Below are 17,779 nucleotides of genomic sequence, written 5' to 3' on the forward strand. Positions count from 1 at the left end.
CACGACGGCTCGCCCACGTGCGGCAGCGCTGCACGCCCCGTTCTTGTCGCCAACCAGAGGGAGCAGCATTGACTACCAAGATCTTTGAGAACGAGCAGGACTTCGTCGAGCAGTACCGCGAGGAGTGCGTCTCTCGCTACGGCACCCCCTTCGAGGAGCTGCCCGAGCAGGAGCGCTACTACGCCCTCGCCGAGCTCATCGCCAACAAGGGCCGCGCAATCTTCCCGGAGTCGCACGACAAGGAGGACAAGAAGGTCTACTACTTCTCCCTCGAGTTCCTCCTCGGGCCCCTGCTCGACAACTACCTGATCAACTTCGGCATCCGCGACCTGGTCGCGAGCGGCATCAAGTCCATGGGCGCCGACCTCGACGCCATCTGCCGCCAGGAGGTCGACCCGGGCCTCGGCAACGGCGGCCTCGGCCGTCTGGCCGCGTGCTTCCTCGACTCGATGGCGCACGAGGGAATCGCCGGCTACGGCAACGGCATGCGCTACCGCTACGGCCTGTTCCGCCAGTACATCGAGGGCGGCCGTCAGGTCGAGCGCACCGACAACTGGCTCGCCAACGGCTTCCCCTGGGAGACCCGCAAGGACGGCAGCTCCGTGCTCGTCCGCTTTGGCGGGCAGGTCGTCCGCCACGAGGAGAACGGCAAGTTCTGGTTCACCCAGGAGGGCGGCGAGATCGTCCGCGCCGTGCCCTACGACGTGCCCATCATCGGCTACGGTGGCAAGGTCGTGAACAAGCTGCGCCTGTGGTCCGCCGAGCCCTACACCGAGGACTTCGACCTCGACGCGTTCAACGCCGGCGACTACGCGCGCGCCAACAAGTTCCGCTCCGACGTCGAGGCGATCTCCACGATCCTCTATCCCAACGACGCCGGCGAGCACGGCCGGATGCTGCGCCTGAAGCAGGAGTACCTCTTCGTCTCCGCCGGCCTGCAGACGATCCTGCGCACCTACGAGCGCGAGTTCGGCCCCGACTGGGAGCACCTCGGCGAGCACGTGTCCATTCACACCAACGACACGCACCCCGCCATGTGCGGCCCCGAGCTCATGCGCCTGCTCGTGGACGAGAAGGGCGTGGACTTCGACCTCGCGTACCGCGTCTGCAAGGAGACCATCTCCTTCACCAACCACACCGTCATGCCCGAGGCGCTCGAGAAGTGGCCGATCAACACGTTCCGCAACCTCCTGCCGCGCCTCTACATGTTCATCGACGAGGTCGACCGCCGCTATCGCGACAGCCTCGCCAACCACCTCTCGCCCAACGAGGGCAACTGGACCAACGTCCTGCAGAACACCGCGATCCTGTGGGACGGCCAGGTCCGCATGGCCAACCTCTCGATCATCTTCTCCCACTCGGTGAACGGCGTCTCGGCGCTCCACACCAAGATCCTCGAGGACAGCGTGTTCCATGAGTTCTATGAGCTCGTGCCGCACCGCTTCAACAACAAGACCAACGGCGTGACGCACCGTCGCTTCCTGTGCGAGGCGAACCCGCCCTATGCCAAGCTCATCACCGACGCCATCGGCGACGGCTGGATGGACGACGCCATGGAGCTCGAGAAGCTCGTGCCCTTCGAGGAGGACGCCAGCTTCCTCGACGGCATGGAGGCCGCCAAGAAGGCCGACAAGGAGCGCCTGGCCGCCTACGTCAAGGAGGTGTCCGGCGTCGAGCTCGACGTCAACTCGGTCTTTGACGTGCAGGTCAAGCGCTTCCACGCGTATAAGCGCCAGCTCCTGAACGTCTTCAAGATCCTCGAGATCTACAACCGCATCGTCTCGGACCCGAGCTACAGCCCGCGCCCGACCTCGTTCATCTTCTCCGGCAAGGCGGCGCAGAGCTACACCTTCGCCAAGGAGGTCATCCGCCTGATCAACTCCGTGGCGGACGTCATCGACAACGACCCGCGCGCCAACGACAAGATCAAGGTCGCCTTCGTGCCCAACTTCGCGGTCTCCAACGCGCAGCTCATCTACTCCGCGGCCGAGATCTCCGAGCAGATCAGCGTCGCCGGCGCCGAGGCGTCGGGAACCTCGAACATGAAGCTCATGATGAACGCCGCCATCACCCTCGGCACCCTCGACGGGTCCAACGTCGAAATCTCCGAGCTCGTGGGCCCCGAAAACATCAAGATCTTCGGCCTGCACGCCGACGAGGTCGAGGCCCTGCGCGCTTCCGGTCGCTACTACGCCTGGGACCAGTACAACGCCGACCGCGACCACCTCGGGCGCATCGTCGACATGCTCACCGACGGCACCCTCGCGCGCCTCTCGGGCAACTTCGACAGCATCCGCGACTACCTCATGGTGGACAACGACCCCGACCTCGTGCTTCGCGACTTCCACGCCTACGTCCAGGCGTGGGACGAGCTGACGGGCGCCTACGGCGACCGTCGCGCCTGGAACAAGGCGGCGCTCCACAATACCGCCAAGGCCGGATACTTCTCTTCTGACCGAACAATCCGTGAGTACATGGCTGACATCTGGCACATTTAGGTGTACGTGTTGGGGGGCCTGACGGCCCCCCGTACAAGGCTGTGAAAGGAGTGGGGGTATGAGCAAGAAAGAGTGCATCGCAATGCTCCTGGCGGGTGGTCAGGGTAGCAGGCTCGGTGCGCTGACGAGCAACGTCGCTAAGCCGGCGGTCTCGTTCGGTGGCAAGTTCCGCATCATCGACTTTGCGCTTTCCAACTGCGCGAACTCCGGAATCACGACGGTGGGCGTGCTCACGCAGTACCGTCCGTACCTGCTGCACAGCTACATCGGTACCGGCGAGGCCTGGAACCTCGACGAGCGCGGCGGTGGCGTCGCCATCCTGCCCCCGTTTGCCACCCAGACGGGCGGCGCGTGGTACGAGGGCACGGCGGACGCCGTGACCCAGAACCTCGGCTACATCGAGACCAACGACCCCGAGTACGTGCTCATCCTCTCGGGCGACCAGCTCTACCGCATGGACTATGACGACATGCTGGAGACGCACAAGAAGAACAACGCAGACCTCACGATCGCGGTCATGCCCGTGCCCTGGGAGGAGGCCTCCCGCTTCGGCATCCTGACCGCCGACCCTGACGGCCGCATCACCAAGTTCTCCGAGAAGCCCAAGAAGCCCGACTCGAACCTCGCCTCCATGGGCATCTACATCTTCAACGCGGACCTGCTCGTCGAGACCCTCAAGGAGGACGCGCTCGACCAGACCTCCGCGCACGACTTCGGCGGCAACATCATCCCGAAGCTGCTTGCCGACGACCGTCGCCTCTACACCTACGAGTTCAACGGCTTCTGGCGTGACGTCGGCACCATCTCGAGCTACCACGAGACGAGCATGGACCTGCTCGGCCCCAACCCCGCCTTCGACATCTTCAGCACCACCTTCCCGATCATGAGCAACGCCTCGACGCGCCCGCCCGCGTTCGTGGGCAAGGACGCCACGATCGACGACTGCCTCATCGCCAACGGCTGCCAGGTCTACGGCACCGTCAAGCACTCCATCGTCTCGACCGACGCCTACATCGGCGAGCGCGCGACGGTCGTCGACTCGGTCCTGCTGCCGGGCGCGCGGGTCAAGGACGGCGCCAACGTGGTGCGCGCCATCCTCGGTGAGAACTCCGTTGTCGAGGAGAACGTGAGCGTCGGAAGCGTTGACACCGCCAAGGACACCGCCGTCATCGGCAACGACGTCGTTGTCGGGAAGGGGGAGAACTAACCATGGAGAAGGTCATCGGCCTTATCACCTGCAACTACTCCGCCAAGGAGTCGAGCCCGCTCAACGAGAGCCGCCCGATGGCGTCGCTGCCCTACTTCGGCCGCTACCGCCTCGTTGACTTCGCGCTGTCCAACTTCGTGAACTGCGGCATCCGCACCGTGGGCATGGTCATGCCGTACAACTACCGCTCGATCATCGACCACGTGGGATCCGGCAAGGACTGGGACCTCGACCGCAAGAACGGCGGCCTGTTCATCCTGCCCGGCTCCGCCTTCGGCACCTCCCGCACCGGCGCGCGCTTCCTGCTGCGCGACCTCGTGCACAACAAGGCCTACTTCACGCGCAGCACCTCCGACGCCGTGTTCTTCTCGACGGCCAACTTCGTGTACAACATCGACCTTGACAAGGTCTACGAGGCCCACAAGGCCTCCGGCGCTGACATCACCGTCCTCACGAAGACGGCGTCCGAGAAGGATCCCGATGTCACCGCCTTTGACGTCGAGGACGGCCGCGTCTGCGGCGTCCACCATGGCGCCGCCTTCGGCGAGACCATGTTCCTCGACTGCTTCGTGATCAACCGCTCGCTGCTGCTCGACATGTTCGACTGGTATGCCGCCACGGACTACCTGGACCTCTTCGAGGCCATGGCGGGCGACTTCGGTCGCGTGAACATCCGCACCTACGACTTCGACGGCTACGTCGCCCCGATCTTCAACAAGCGCTCCTACTTCCGCGCCAACATGGACCTGCTCGACCCGCGCATCATCGCGGAGCTCTTCGTCGAGGACCGCTTCATCAAGACCAAGACCCACGACACGCCGCCCGCCAAGTTCGAGGTCGGCAGCCACGTCTGCCACTCCGCCGTTGCCTCCGGCGACCGCATCTACGGCAACGTCAGCGACTCGATCCTGGGCCGCAACGTCATCGTGGAGGCCGGCGCCACGGTGCGCAACTCCATCGTGATGCAGGGCTGCGTCGTGAAGAGCGGCGCTCGCGTGGAGAACGCCATCGTCGACCGCGGCAACGTCGTTCCTGCGGGCACCGAGCTCAGGGGCACCCCCGAGGACGTGCTCATCAAGGAAAAGGCTCGCGACTAGGAACGGGGCGATCGACGTGTCCACAACAGCCAAGCGCAGGAAGCTCCGGGTGCTCTTCGCCTCCTCCGAGGCCGTCCCGTTTGCCAAGACGGGCGGCCTGGGGGACGTCGCGGGCTCCCTTCCGCGCGCCCTCAAGCACGCCGGCGCGCGCGTGGCGGTCATCCTGCCCAAGTACGCCAGCATTCCCCAGGAGTACAAGGACCAGATGAAGCACGTGGCCGACTTCTACGTGCCGCTCGCCTGGCGCAACGAGTACTGCGGCATCGAGAAGCTCGCGCTCCAGGACCTCGACTTCTACTTCATCGACAACGAGGCCTACTTCAAGCGTGACGCCCTCTACGGCTACTTCGACGACGGCGAGCGCTTCGCGTTCTTCTCGAAGGCCATCTGCGAGGCCATCGCCAAGGTGCCGGAGCTCGAGTGCGACGTCCTGCACTGCAACGACTGGCAGACGGCCATGTGCTGCGTCTTCCTGCGCGAGTTCTACCAGCAGGTCCCGCAGTGCGTCAACGTGAAGACGGTCTTCACCGTCCACAACGTGAAGTTCCAGGGGCAGTACAGCGACAAGGTCCTCGAGGAGGTGCTGGGCCTCGCCCACATCCCCGCCGCTCGCGACCAGCTCTACTGCGACCGCGACTCCATCAACTACATGAAGGGCGCCCTCTGCTACGCGGACTACCTCACCACGGTCAGCCCGAGCTATGCCTACGAGCTGCAGATGCCCTTCTACGGCGAGGGTCTCGACGGCATCTTCCGCCGTCGCTCCGACGTCCTGCGCGGCATTCTGAACGGCATCGACCAGGGCATCTGGAACCCCTCGACCGACCCGATGATCGCGGCGAACTACTCCGCCAAGGACCTCGAGAACAAGGCGGAGTGCAAGCGCGCCCTCCAGGAGGAGCTCGGCCTCGCGCAGGATCCCACGCGCCCGCTCGTCGTCTCCATCGGTCGCCTCACCGATCAGAAGGGCCTCGGCCTCGTCCGCTACGCGATGGACCACCTCATGCAGCGAGGCGTCCAGGTGGCGATTCTCGGCACCGGCGACAAGGACCACGAGGATGCGTTCCGCTACTTCGACGCCAAGTACGGCAGCCAGATGTGCGCGCGCATCGCCTTCGACAACGCTCTCTCGCACCGCATGTACGCCGGCGGCGACATCCTCATCATGCCGTCCGAGTTCGAGCCGTGCGGCCTGTCCCAGATGATCGCCATGCGCTACGGCACCCTTCCGCTCGTGCGCGAGACCGGCGGCCTGCGTGACTCGGTCACCCCGTACAACAAGTACACCGGGGAGGGCACGGGCTTCTCGTTTGCCAACATGAACGCCGACGAGATGGCGGACACGCTGCTCGGCGCATGCGAGATCTTCTGGACGGACAAGGACGCGTGGACTAAGCTCATGCTCCAGGCCATGGACGCCGACTTCAGCTGGCGTCGCGCGGCCAACGACTACATGGACATCTACCACGGCCTCCACCCGGAGATCATCCGGTACAACAAAAGAAGAGATAGGTAACGCTTGAAAGCTCGTCACGTAACATCCGAGCCCGAGTACAGAAGTCCTTTCGGTGCCGTCCAGCTGGGCGGCACCGTCATGCTGAGCATCGACGTGTGGGGCGACGACGTCGTCTTCTGCACGCTGCGCGTGTGGACCGATGCCCGCGGCGAGGAGCTCATCGAGATGCACGGCGCCAACAGGGGAGACTGCCTGCGGTTCTCTGCCAGCTACAAGCCTGCGGAGACCGGCGTCGTGTGGTACAGCTTCGACATCGAGGCGCGCGACGGCGCCGTCTGGCGCTACGGCGCGCGCGAGGGGTGGACCACCGGGGAGGGCGCCTTCGCCTACGGCGACCCGCCGTCGTTTCAGATCACGGTCTACAAGGCGCGCGCGACGCAGCCGCGCTGGTACCGCGAGGGCGTCGTCTACCAGATCTTCCCCGACCGCTTCGCCCGGGGCGAGGACTGGCGCGAGCGCGTCGACGACTCGTTTGCCATTCGACGCAAGGGCGGCCCTGCGCGAGAGCTGGTCGAGGACTGGGACACGCCGCCCACCTACCGCAGGACCGAGGACGGCGGAATTGCGTGCTGGGACTTCTACGGGGGGACGCTCGAGGGCATCCGCGAGCGCCTCGACTATCTCGAGGACCTGGGCGTGACGGTGCTCTACCTCAACCCGATCTTCGAGGCGGCGAGCAACCACCGCTACGACACGGCGGACTACCTCCGCATCGACCCGATGCTCGGCGACGAGCGGAGCTTCAGGGAGCTCGCCGTCGACGCGGCCGAGCGCGGCATCTCGATCATCCTGGACGGCGTCTTCAACCACTGCGGCGCCGACTCGCGCTACTTCAACCGCTTCGGAACCTACCGCGAGCCGGGTGCCTGGCAGGGAGAGCAGTCGCCGTGCCGAGACTGGTTCACCTTCAACGACGACGGGACCTACGCCGGCTGGTGGGGGGACCAGAACCTCCCGAGCTTCCGTCCCGACTGCGAGGGTCTCCACGAGCTCGTCTGCGGGCGCAAGGGCGTCATCCGGAGCTGGTTGCGCTCGGGTGCGCGGGGCTGGCGCCTCGACGTCGCCGACGAGCTCACCGATGACTTCATCGCGCAGATCAAGCGCGCCCTGCTCGCCGAGAAGCCCGACGGCGTGCTGATCGGCGAGGTCTGGGAGGACGCCTCCAACAAGCTCGCCTACGGCAAGCTCCGCCAGTACTTCGAGGGGGCCGAGCTCGACGGCACGATGAACTACCCGCTGCGGACCGGCCTCCTCGCCTTCGTGCGGGGCGAGATCGGCGCCTCCGAGCTCGCGGCCCGCCTCGAGCAGCTGCGCGAGAACTATCCGCCCGACAACTTCTACTCCTCGCTCAACCTCGTGGGGAGCCATGACCGCGAGCGCCTCTTCACGGTGCTCGGTGGCGCGCCCGATCCCGACTCCGTCCCCGAGGCCGAGCGCGCCGGCTACCGCCTCACCGAGGACCAGGCGGGGCTTGCCATGTCGCGCCTGTGGCTCGTGGCGCTCCTGCAGATGACGCTGCCGGGCGTGCCGTGCGTCTACTACGGCGACGAGCGCGGTGTCGAGGGCTTCCGCGACCCGTACAACCGCGCTCCCTTCCCGTGGGACGGCGGCCGCAGGGACTGCACGAGCATCTACCGCAACGCGATCGCGGTTCGCAGGACCCTGCCGGTCTTCGTCGACGGCGAGTTCGAGCCCTTCTCGTCCGGCGAGGAGGTCTTCGGATTCTGGCGCCGCGGCGAGGACGAGGCGGTCTGCGTTCTCGCGAACGCCAGCCTCTCCAATGCGCACACGGTCAAGGTCCCCATGGTGGGCGACGCCGTGTCCGACGTCATCTCGGGGCAGGTGCCCAAGGTCACGGGCGGGCAGGCCGAGGTCTTCCTGTGGCCGCTCGGCACCGCGGTGCTCCACTTCCACCGTCGCGCTCGCCTGCAGCAGCCCCTCGAGCGCGGCATGGGCGTGCTGTGCCACGTGACGTCGATCCCCAACGGGGGAAGGCCGGGCACGCTCGGCGCCCCGGCGCGCCGCTTCGTGGACTGGCTCGCGGACAACGGCCAGACCTACTGGCAGGTGCTCCCGGTCAACCCCACGGACGAGTACGGCTCCCCGTACGCGGGGGTCTCGGCGTTCGCCGGCAACACCGCGCTGCTCGAGGACGGCGAGGAGGAGACCCTCAAGCGCCTCGAGAAGGTCGGCGCCTCGGAGGACTACCTCGAGTTCTGCAACGAGAACGACTACTGGCTGAAGCCCTACTGCGTCTTCTGCGCCATCAAGGAGCTCCTCGACGGCGCCCCGTGGCAGAGCTGGCCGGCGCGCTACCGTCGTTACAGCCCGAGCCACATGCGCAATCCCCGCATCGCGGTGGCGGCCGAGAATCACCGGCGGCTCCAGTACGAGTTCGACCGCGAGTGGAGCGAGCTTCACGAGTACGCGCGCTCGCGCGGCGTGCAGATCATCGGCGACATGCCGATGTACGTCTCGGGCGACTCTTCCGACGTGTGGAGCGAGCCGGACATCTTCGACCTGGACGAGTCGGGGCACGCGCGCCGCGTCGCGGGCGCTCCGGGCGACGCGTTCGCACCCGAGGGCCAGGTGTGGGGCAACCCGACGTATCGCTGGGACATCCTGCGGGAGCAGAACTTCGGCTGGTGGCTGCGTCGGTTCAGCCGCGCGCTCGCGCTCTATGACTACGTGCGCCTCGACCACTTCATCGGGTTCTCGTCGTACTTCTCGATTCCCTCGGGCAAGTCGGCGAGCGAGGGGGCGTACGCGTTCGGTCCGGGGATGGAGCTCTTCGAGGTGGCGCACCGCCAGTTCGGGCCGCTGCCCTTCATTGCCGAGGACCTCGGCGCCATCACTCCGGCGGTCCGCGAGCTCGTGTGCGCCACGGGCATCCCGGGCATGGACATCGTGCAGTTCTTTGATGGGGACGTGCGCGAGGGGTACGTGCCGCGCCCGGAGACGCTGACCTATACGGGCACCCACGACAACCAGACGCTCGTTGGGTTCTGCGAGTCGCGCTTCGGCGTCGCGGGCGACGAGGCAGTCGAGCTGGCGGACGAGATCGCCCGAAGGGTGCTCGCGTCAGACGCTGACGTCGCCATCATGCCGCTTCAGGACGTGCTCCAGCTCGACGACGACGCTCGCATGAACGTGCCCGGCCGCGCCGGCGGCTGGGGTTGGCAGGCGCGAAGGGAGGACATCGACGCAGCCGCGGCGCGTCTGTCCGAGCTGGCGCGCGAGAGCGGCCGCTCGCTGCGGTAGCCCTGACGCACCGCCCGCCGCCCGGGTCTTCCGTCGCGGCGGGCGGCGCCCGGAGTGCGTCTGGCCCGCTCGCTGCGCCGTCCGCGCACTCCTGAATGCCCGTGCGACGCTCAATGTCCGCGCGCCGCTCAATGTCCGCGCACCGTTTTACTTTTCTCGACCGTTGCGTGCGCAGACCCGTGCGTGCATAGAAAGTCGCGCTCGTATGCAGCCTTCGGCGCGCGGAACCCTCACGACCACGCTTTCCAGGCTCTCCGTTGACCGTGCGCGCATAGTTCTTCTCGGCCGTTGCGCAACGCGGCCTGAGAGCGCTTTGTTTTTCTCGCCCGTTGCATCCTCGCCTTGAGGGGTTCGTCCATCTTGCGTCCACGCTCGCAAAACGGGCGGCAATTTCTATGCGTCCACGACGCAATCTACGCAACGGCCAAGAAGAACTATGCGCTCGATGTTCCCCGGTCGATCAAGAGCGAGAGGCACGTTGACGTGGTTGCGCGGTTCGCGCTACGGACGCGAATTCGTAAGCACGCTTTGCGACAAACCGCTGGCCTTGTTGACTTCCGGTACGGCGTGCCGTCGCCGCCGGCGGTGAGCGGCGTCGTTCCGGGCGCGAGCGGAGATAAAATATGAAATACTTATGGAGAGATAAACTGGTAATAGTCAGTTTATCTGGCATAACGCCATCGACGTCAGCCGCAGAAATGTTCGCGTCAGCCACGTGCAAGCGCCCCGTGAACGGTGACGTCGGGTGCGTTGTATCGTGTGCCGCATGGACATCGTCATCTCACATATCACGGCACTGGAGGCGATGCGCAGGTGGGACCTGCGGGGTCGCTTTGCGAGGGGAGAGCGCTGCGGGCTCTGCGTTCCGTCGAGCGTTGGAGATCCGGGCGAGCTCTTCTTGCCTGGGTCGCTGCTGGGGAGCTTTGAGCCTCCGATAAACGCCCTGGTATCAAATCGGGGCGCCCTCACGCGAAGGCCCGGCATCGTCACCCACCTGCAGAGCGGCCCGCTTCCCGAAGGCTCGGCGGTGCGTCTCTCGGACGGCGTGCTCTGCAGCTCGCCCGAGCTCCTTGCCGTGCAGATGGCTCCGCAGCTCACGATGCTGGGGCTGGTTTGCCTGCTATCGGAGCTCATGGGACTCTATGCCGTGAGCCCCGGGTCGGAGGACGGGATGTTCCAGCGCGACGTGCCCCTCACCACGCCCAATCGCGTGCGCGACTACCTCGGGAGGCTCGGCGCGCGTCCGGGAACGCGCATGGTTCGCGAGGCGCTGAAGCGCGCGTGCGTGGGGTCGGGCTCGCCCCGGGAGACCAAGCTCGCGCTGCGACTCGGTCTCAAGCCGGCCCTGGGCGGCCATCACCTCAACGTTCTCTCGATGAACGAGCCGATCAAGGTCCGGCGCATTCACGACGGCATGAGCGAAGGCGTGCGCAAGCCCGACATCCTCATCGCCTCGCCTGACGGAAGCAGGGTCGTTGCCCTCGAGTATCTGGGGGAGCGTCACAACGAGCCCAGGCGCCTCGTTCAGGACGCGACGAGGAGTAACGAGCTCAAGGGCATGGGGATAGGGGAGTATCAGATGCGCAAGGAGCACTATGGGGACATCGACTATTTTGACGGGCTGGTCGGCGTCATACGCAGGGAGCTCGGCTACCCGCGGGTAGGCGTGAGCGGCAAGGATGCGAGAAAACGTCGGGGTCTGAGGATCGCGCTTCTCAGGGACCTCGACGCGCTCGACGACTGCTACCGGTATCGCCCGCGGGATGAGGGGGAGCTGCCGCCGGGCGATTGCGCGCGCATCGGGGCGGCCGAGGCTGGGGAGCGGGTCCCCATTGAGGCCTACGGGCTGGCGTAGAGACTGGTGCCGAAGAGCTCGCGCCCACGGGAAGGCGCCTGCGCGGTGTGCCGCTTAGCTTCTCTTTGCCGTTGCGTGGAAACGGGATGGAATGCTTAGGAATGTGCGCGCGTATGAGAGGGAGGGGGGTTGCGGCGCCTGAGAAATCAAAGCCGTTCCAGCGATTGAGGTGCGGATGCTTAGGTTTCTTCTCTCGTTGCGCGCAAAGATCGTTCTTCTCGGTCCCATGAACCTGTCGTGGTGCAGACGCGCGCGAGTTTCTATGCACCGCCGCGCCCCCGCGCGCAACGGTCGAGAAGAACTATGCGCCCGCGCCCCGCGCCCCGCGCCCCGCGCGAAGAACCTGTGTGCGTCCCGCGCGGCAGCTACAATAGCCGAGAAGAACCGACCGTCGCGCACCGACCCCTCACCGGGGCCGGCGCGTTTCCATGTAGCTCTACGTGCGAAGGAAGCCCATGCTCATCGATCGCGTCTCTCGTCAGCTGCTCTCTGCCCCCGAGCTCGCGCCGCTCATGCGCGAGCTCGCCGCCGGGCGCGACGCGACGCTTGCCGTCGCGCAGTCAGCCCGCCCCCTCGCCCTTGCGGCGCTCTGGGCGCGCGACCCGCGACCGTGCCTCTTCGTGGTGTCGGGCGAGGAGGCGGCCGACCGCGCCGCCCGCGCGCTCGCAGCGTGGCTCGGGCAGGACGTGGTGTGTCGGTACCCCGAGCGCAGGGACCGGCCGTGGGCTGACGCGGCCCCCGACGACGCGGCGATCGGCGCGCGCTGTCGCGCCGTCGCACGTCTCGCGGAGGGCGAGGACTGCGTCGTGGTCACATCCGCGCACGCCCTGCTGCGCCGCGTGCCGCCGCGGGGGAGCGGCTACTTTGCCTCGAGCGCGTTCGCGGTGGGCGAGGAGGTCCCCTTCGAGGACGTCCCCCTGCTGCTCGTGGGGATGGGCTACACCGACGCGGGGGACGCTGACGCGCCCGGGACCTTTCACGTGCACGGGGACGCCGTCGACGTGTTCCCCGCCCAGGCCACGAGCCCGGTTCGAATCGAGTTCTTCGGGGACGAGATCGACCGCGTGCGTCGCATGGTGCCCTCAACGGGGCAGACCATCGGCGAGCTGAGGTCGGTGACGGTCTGCCCCTGTCGCGAGCTCGCCCTCACGGACGAGACCGTTGCCCGCGCCGAGCGCGCCCTCTACCGGCGCGCGCAGGAGAGCTCCCGGGTGGCCGCTGACCTCGAGCTCATTTCTCAGCGCGCCGCGGCACCCTCGCTGGAGCGCTACCTCCCCGAGCTCTACGGCTCCACCGCCTCGCCGCTCGAGCACATGAGCGAGCGCACCCTCGTGGTGCTCGCCGAGCCCCGCGCGCTCTTCGACGACTGCATGCGCGCCTATGACGAGGTCTCGTCCGCGGCCGCCTCGGCACGCGTCCCGCTCGAGGGCCTCTACACCTCTCCTCGCGAGCTCGACTTCGGGGGCCAGCAGCGCCTCTCGCTCTCCTCCATGCTGCGCGCTGGGGCGGGCACGCTCACCGCGGAGCTCGCGGTGCGTCAGCCGCAGATCGCGGGATCCGACTCCAAGCTCCTCGGTCGCGTGCGACAGCTCGTCGCCGACCGCGCCGCGATCATCTTCGCGGTTCCCGACCGCGCCGCGCGCGAGGCGCTTGAGCTGCGCTTCACCGACGAGTCCATCCCGGTGGTGGAGTCGCTCGGAACTGCCGCCGAGAACAACGACCCGCAGGTCCCGCCCCTCGAGCGCGGGCGCGTCACGTTCACCGACGCCCCGGTCCCGGCGGGCATCGTGGTGCCCACCGCGGGCCTTGCGATCTTCTCGGTGTCCGACCTCGCCTCCCGCACGGCGCGGACCCGGCGCCGCGCCCGTCGCGTCGACCCCACGAGCGTGACCTTCCCCTTCAAGCCCGGTGACTACGTCGTCCACGCCACGCACGGCATCGCGCTCTTCTCGGAGATCGTGCGCCAGGAGGTGGCCGGGCGCGAGCGCGACTACTTCCTGCTCGAGTACGCCGGGGGAGACAAGCTCTTCGTCCCGCTCGAGCAGGTCGACCGCATCACGCGCTACGTTGGCCCGGACGGCGCCTCCCCGCGCCTCACGCGCCTCAACACCGCCGACTGGTCGCGCGCGACGGGCAAGGCGCGGCGCTCCGCCAAGAAGCTCGCCTTCGACCTCGTCGACCTCTACACGCGCCGCTCGTCGGTGCCTGGGTATGCGTTCTCGCAGGACACGCCCGCTCAGGAGGAGATGGAGTCGAGCTTCCCCTACGAGGTCACGCCCGACCAGCGCTCGGCGATCGCCGAGATCAAGGCGGACATGGAGGCGCGTCGCCCGATGGACCGCCTGCTCTGCGGCGACGTCGGCTTCGGCAAGACCGAGGTCGCGCTGCGCGCGGCGTTCAAGTGCTGCCAGGACGCCAAGCAGGTGATGGTGCTCTGTCCCACGACCATCCTGGCGCAGCAGCACTTCGAGACGTTCTTCTCGCGCTTCGCCCCGTTCGACCTCCGGGTCGCCGTGCTCAGCCGCTTCGTGACGCCGGCCCGCCAGCGCAAGGCGCTCGAGGGCTTCGCCGACGGCTCGGTCGACGTGCTCATCGGCACCCACCGACTGCTCTCCGCTGACGTCAACCCCTACGACCTGGGGCTTGTCATCATCGACGAGGAGCAGCGCTTCGGCGTGCAGCACAAGGAGCAGCTCAAGAACATGCGCGAGCAGGTGGACGTGCTCACCCTCTCCGCGACGCCCATTCCGCGGACCATGCAGATGGCCATGAGCGGGGTGCGCGACATGAGCCTCATCATGACCCCGCCGCCCGGGCGCCTTCCGGTCAAGGTCACGGTGGGGGAGTGGGACCCGGACGTGGTCTCGGCCGCCATCCGTGAGGAGCTCGCGCGCAAGGGGCAGGTCTACTACGTGTCCAATCGCGTGCACACCATCGACGAGGCGACGGCGCGCGTGATGGAGGCGGCTCCGGAGGCCCGCGTGGGCGTGGCGCACGGCAAGATGAGCGCGCGAGAGGTCGAGGACGTCATGCTGCGCTTCCAGGAGCATGAGATCGACGTCCTGGTGGCCACCACGATCATCGAGAGCGGAATCGACAACCCGCACACCAACACGCTCATCATCGAGGACTCGCAGCGCCTGGGGCTGGCCCAGCTCTACCAGCTCAAGGGTCGCGTGGGTCGCGGGCGCACCCAGGCATACGCCTACTTCATGTTCCCCGCCGAGCTGCCGCTCACCCCCGAGGCGACCGACCGCCTCACGGCCATCAACGAGTACCAGGACCTGGGCAGCGGCATGAAGATCGCCATGCGCGACCTCGAGATCCGCGGAGCGGGCTCGCTCATGGGCGCCGAGCAGCACGGCAACCTCAGCAGCGTGGGCTTTGACCTCTTCACGCAGATGCTCGGCGAGGCCGTGGCGGAGGCGCGCGGGGAGACCCGCGAGGTCGAGCAGGCCGAGGTCACGATCAACCTCCCGGCCGACTTCTTCCTGGCGGAGGAGTATCTGCCCGACGTGGACAAGCGCGTGCTCGCCTACCGCCGCCTCGCCGCGGCCGTCGACCTCGCCGAGGTCGACGCGCTCCAGGAGGAGTGCGAGAGGGACTACGGCGCGCTGCCCCTGGCCGGGCGCAACCTCTTCGACCGCGCCCGCGTGAGGATTCGCGCGCAGCGACTGGGCTGCACGAGCGTCTCGCTCGCAAACGGGCGCCTGGTCTATCAGGGTCTCGAAGTGGCGCGCCCGGTGGCGCTCAAGCTCAAGGAGCGCGGCGCCCTGGTGTACCCCAAGACCCACAAGGTCGCCTACCCGTTCCACCGAAGCGCGGAGGAGGTCATGCCGGCCGCGCTCGGCGTGCTCGAGCAGGTCGGCGGCGGCGACGAGCTCGACGAGTGACAATTAGGACAGGTTAAATTGTCACGCGGCCCCATCGCCCCGCCTTCCGGCCATGAACTCGCGTACGTCTGCAACACGCGTACGTCTGTACTTTAAGTGCCGAAGCCGCAGGGCGAGAAGAACGGCCGATTCGTCTACCTGCGCAAACGCGAGACCCCTAGTCCGGGCGCGCGATTAAAGTACAGACGTGAGAGAGTTCGGGGGACGGGGGCAGCGGCGCGGGTGAAAGTGGGACAGATACCCCGGAGGTTTCCGTCCCACGCGAGTTCGGGGGACGGGGACGGGAGCAGCGGCGCGGTCGCACCACGCCGCCGCCCCGCCCGCACTACACCCACCTAAAGCCGCGACCGGTGATCTCCGACGTGGTGACGTATGTGATGAAGGCGTTCTCGTCCAGGCTGCGGACGTAGCGCTGCAGCCGCAGCGCCTCGGCGCGCGTGAGGACGGTCATGATCTGCGCCACGCGCCGCCCCGAGTACGCCCCGTAGCCGTAGCTCACCGTCGCGGTGCGGCTGAGCTCGCGCACGATGTACTCCTCCACGCGCGCGGGCTGCCGGCAGATGACGGTGCACACCTTGTGGCACTTGAGGTCCTCGAGGACGCCGTTCACGATGACGGTCTGCAGCACCAGGCCCACGATGCAGTAGACGCCCACGCGCGCCCCGTAGAGCGCGACGCCCGAGGCGGCCACCACGGCGTTGGCCGCCGCCACGGCGTGCCCCACCGGCAGGCTCGTGTGCCGGGTGAGCGCCATGACCAAAATCTCCGTCCCGCCGGTCGAGGAGCCGGCGTTGTAGGCGACTGCGTTTCCCAGGGCGATGAGAAGGACCGTGCAGCAGAGGTCCATCCACATGTCCCCCGTGAGCGACCCCGTCACGGGCATGATCGCCTGGAGAATCGAGGTGTAGGCCGGAATGGCGATGGACGCCACCACGCTCCAGATGACGGCCTTCCGCTCCACGAGGAGCAGGCCAACTGCCACAAGGGCCGCGTTGACGAGCCATAGCGATGCGTCGTTGGGAAGCGCCGGCACGAGCGTGGAGAGCACGATTGAGAAGCCCGAGGCGCCGCCGATGGCAAAGTTGTTGGGCGCCTGGAACGCCACGTAGGCAAAGGCGCAGAGCAGGGCGCCCACGTTGAGCGACACCACGAGCCGTACGAGGCTCGGCTGGTCGCGCTTGCGGAGCTTGCGCAGGCTGGCCTCTTCCTCGTCCTCGCTGACCAGCGCCTCGCCCTGGAGCACGGCATGCCCCTCGTAGGCGGGCGCCGCGTGGTCGGGGTCCACCCGCGCCTCCGCGAGCTCCTCCTCGTTCGCCGTTCTTCTCGGTTCTGACGCCCTTCTTCTCGCGCCTCTCATGACCTCTTCTCTCAAGACGTGCTGTCGCCATATAACGTCATAGATGACTATGATGAAAATACTATACCTGCCGAACGCCCGGAACTGAAGTCATTCAGAATGGCATCCGCGCCACTCACCCGGAAATAACGACCGCCCACACCCTGCCTACAAGAAATGCTGACAAATAGGTATGAGACGTATATGATGACTAATACCAAAAGAGAACAGGGGTCGAATCCGGAGTCGGCCCCGTTCTACCGGGGCTGCTCTGCACCCCACTGAAAAGAAGGAAAGGAGACGGTAATGAATCAGCTCTACGCGGCTATAGTCGTGGGCCTGGTCGGAGTCATCTGCATCATGGACTCGCGCATGCTGGGCCGCCTCAGCGTCGAGCGTCCGCTCATCGGCGCCACCATGGTCGGCATCGTCCTGGGCGACGTTCCCACCGCTCTGGCGGCGGGCGCCACGCTCGAGCTCATGAGCATCGGCCTCATCAACGTTGGCGCCGCCATGATTCCCGACATGAACATGGGCTCGATCGTGGCAACGGCGTTCGTCATTCTCACGGGCGCGGGCCCGGAGGCCGCACTTACGATCGCGGTCCCGGTCGCCGTCCTCGGTCAGGCGCTCGGCCTCGCCATCCGCATGGTGCTCGCGGCCTTTAGCCACAAGACCGATGCCCTTATCGACCAGGGCAAGTTTAAGCAAGCGCTTCACCTGCACATCATTTGGGGCAACGTGCTCTACGCCCTGATGTACTTCGTGCCTATCTTCATCGCCATCTATGCCGGCACCGACCTCGTCCAGCAGATCGTCAACGCGATTCCCGCCTGGGTGACCAACGGCCTCACGCTCGCCGGCAACGTCCTCACCGCCCTCGGAATGGCGCTGCTGCTCAACATCATGCTCACCAAGAGCATGACGATCTTCTTCCTGATGGGCTTCTTCGGCGCTGCCTTCTTGGGCCTCAATGTGACCGCCATGGCCGTGTTCGCCGTTCTTCTCGCCCTGCTGCTCGTGGGCCTGAAGTTCCGCGACTCCGGCAGCGGCCAGCTTGCCGCGCAGGCTTCCGACGATTATGACCCGCTCGAGGACGACGACTAACAGAGAGGA

At 66.8% G+C, this 17,779-nt stretch carries 9 protein-coding genes; 8 read left to right on the top strand and 1 reads right to left on the bottom strand.

The genetic code is table 11. The features are described from left to right. The first annotated feature begins 68 nt into the window (after positions 1-68). The 7 genes from BQ7106_RS07935 to mfd all read left to right on the top strand — a co-directional run bounded on the left by BQ7106_RS07935 (position 69) and on the right by mfd (position 15,327). The gene (locus tag BQ7106_RS07935; RefSeq protein ID WP_072373954.1) at positions 69-2,498 is read left to right on the top strand and encodes a glycogen/starch/alpha-glucan phosphorylase; all 2,430 of its coding nucleotides are present in this window, start codon (positions 69-71) and stop codon (positions 2,496-2,498) included. A 58-nt stretch (positions 2,499-2,556) separates the two neighbouring features. Continuing rightward, positions 2,557-3,705, top strand: coding sequence for a glucose-1-phosphate adenylyltransferase (locus BQ7106_RS07940; protein WP_072373959.1), 1,149 nt, complete (start codon positions 2,557-2,559; stop codon positions 3,703-3,705). Between the two features lie 2 nt (positions 3,706-3,707). Continuing rightward, positions 3,708-4,802 (top strand): glucose-1-phosphate adenylyltransferase subunit GlgD, encoded by a 1,095-nt coding sequence (gene glgD / locus BQ7106_RS07945; protein ID WP_072373962.1) that lies wholly within the window; start codon positions 3,708-3,710, stop codon positions 4,800-4,802. A gap of 16 nt (positions 4,803-4,818) precedes the next feature. After that, positions 4,819-6,318, top strand: a complete 1,500-nt coding sequence (gene glgA, locus BQ7106_RS07950; protein WP_072373965.1) for a glycogen synthase GlgA — start codon at positions 4,819-4,821, stop codon at positions 6,316-6,318. Positions 6,319-6,321: 3 nt separating this feature from the next. Continuing rightward, entirely contained in the window at positions 6,322-9,579 is a 3,258-nt protein-coding gene (locus BQ7106_RS07955) for a 4-alpha-glucanotransferase (RefSeq protein WP_072373968.1), read from the top strand. Between the two features lie 766 nt (positions 9,580-10,345). Next, positions 10,346-11,434, top strand: coding sequence for a hypothetical protein (locus BQ7106_RS07960; protein ID WP_129583828.1), 1,089 nt, complete (start codon positions 10,346-10,348; stop codon positions 11,432-11,434). A 455-nt stretch (positions 11,435-11,889) separates the two neighbouring features. After that, positions 11,890-15,327, top strand: a complete 3,438-nt coding sequence (mfd, locus tag BQ7106_RS07965; protein WP_072373974.1) for a transcription-repair coupling factor — start codon at positions 11,890-11,892, stop codon at positions 15,325-15,327. A gap of 325 nt (positions 15,328-15,652) precedes the next feature. On the opposite strand, the gene BQ7106_RS07970 is transcribed toward mfd, so the two are convergent. After that, on the bottom strand, positions 15,653-16,684 hold the full coding sequence (locus tag BQ7106_RS07970) for a YitT family protein (protein WP_083526973.1): 1,032 nt from the start codon (positions 16,682-16,684) through the stop codon (positions 15,653-15,655). A 285-nt stretch (positions 16,685-16,969) separates the two neighbouring features. On the opposite strand from BQ7106_RS07970, the gene BQ7106_RS07975 reads away from it, so the two are divergent. After that, the gene (locus tag BQ7106_RS07975) at positions 16,970-17,770 is read left to right on the top strand and encodes a PTS mannose/fructose/sorbose/N-acetylgalactosamine transporter subunit IIC (RefSeq protein WP_072373977.1); all 801 of its coding nucleotides are present in this window, start codon (positions 16,970-16,972) and stop codon (positions 17,768-17,770) included. Positions 17,771-17,779: the final 9 nt, after the last annotated feature.

Source organism: Thermophilibacter mediterraneus, from assembly GCF_900119385.1.
Taxonomy (GTDB): domain Bacteria; phylum Actinomycetota; class Coriobacteriia; order Coriobacteriales; family Atopobiaceae; genus Thermophilibacter; species Thermophilibacter mediterraneus.

What these genes read in the sequence shown, in the direction of transcription:
- BQ7106_RS07970 (WP_083526973.1), bottom strand. Translation starts at nt 16,684, where the DNA reads ATGAGAGGCGCGAGAAGAAGGGCGTCAGAACCGAGAAGAACGGCGAAC.
- BQ7106_RS07960 (WP_129583828.1), top strand. Translation starts at nt 10,346, where the DNA reads ATGGACATCGTCATCTCACATATCACGGCACTGGAGGCGATGCGCAGG.
- BQ7106_RS07940 (WP_072373959.1), top strand. Translation starts at nt 2,557, where the DNA reads ATGAGCAAGAAAGAGTGCATCGCAATGCTCCTGGCGGGTGGTCAGGGT.
- glgD (WP_072373962.1), top strand. Translation starts at nt 3,708, where the DNA reads ATGGAGAAGGTCATCGGCCTTATCACCTGCAACTACTCCGCCAAGGAG.
- mfd (WP_072373974.1), top strand. Translation starts at nt 11,890, where the DNA reads ATGCTCATCGATCGCGTCTCTCGTCAGCTGCTCTCTGCCCCCGAGCTC.
- BQ7106_RS07975 (WP_072373977.1), top strand. Translation starts at nt 16,970, where the DNA reads ATGAATCAGCTCTACGCGGCTATAGTCGTGGGCCTGGTCGGAGTCATC.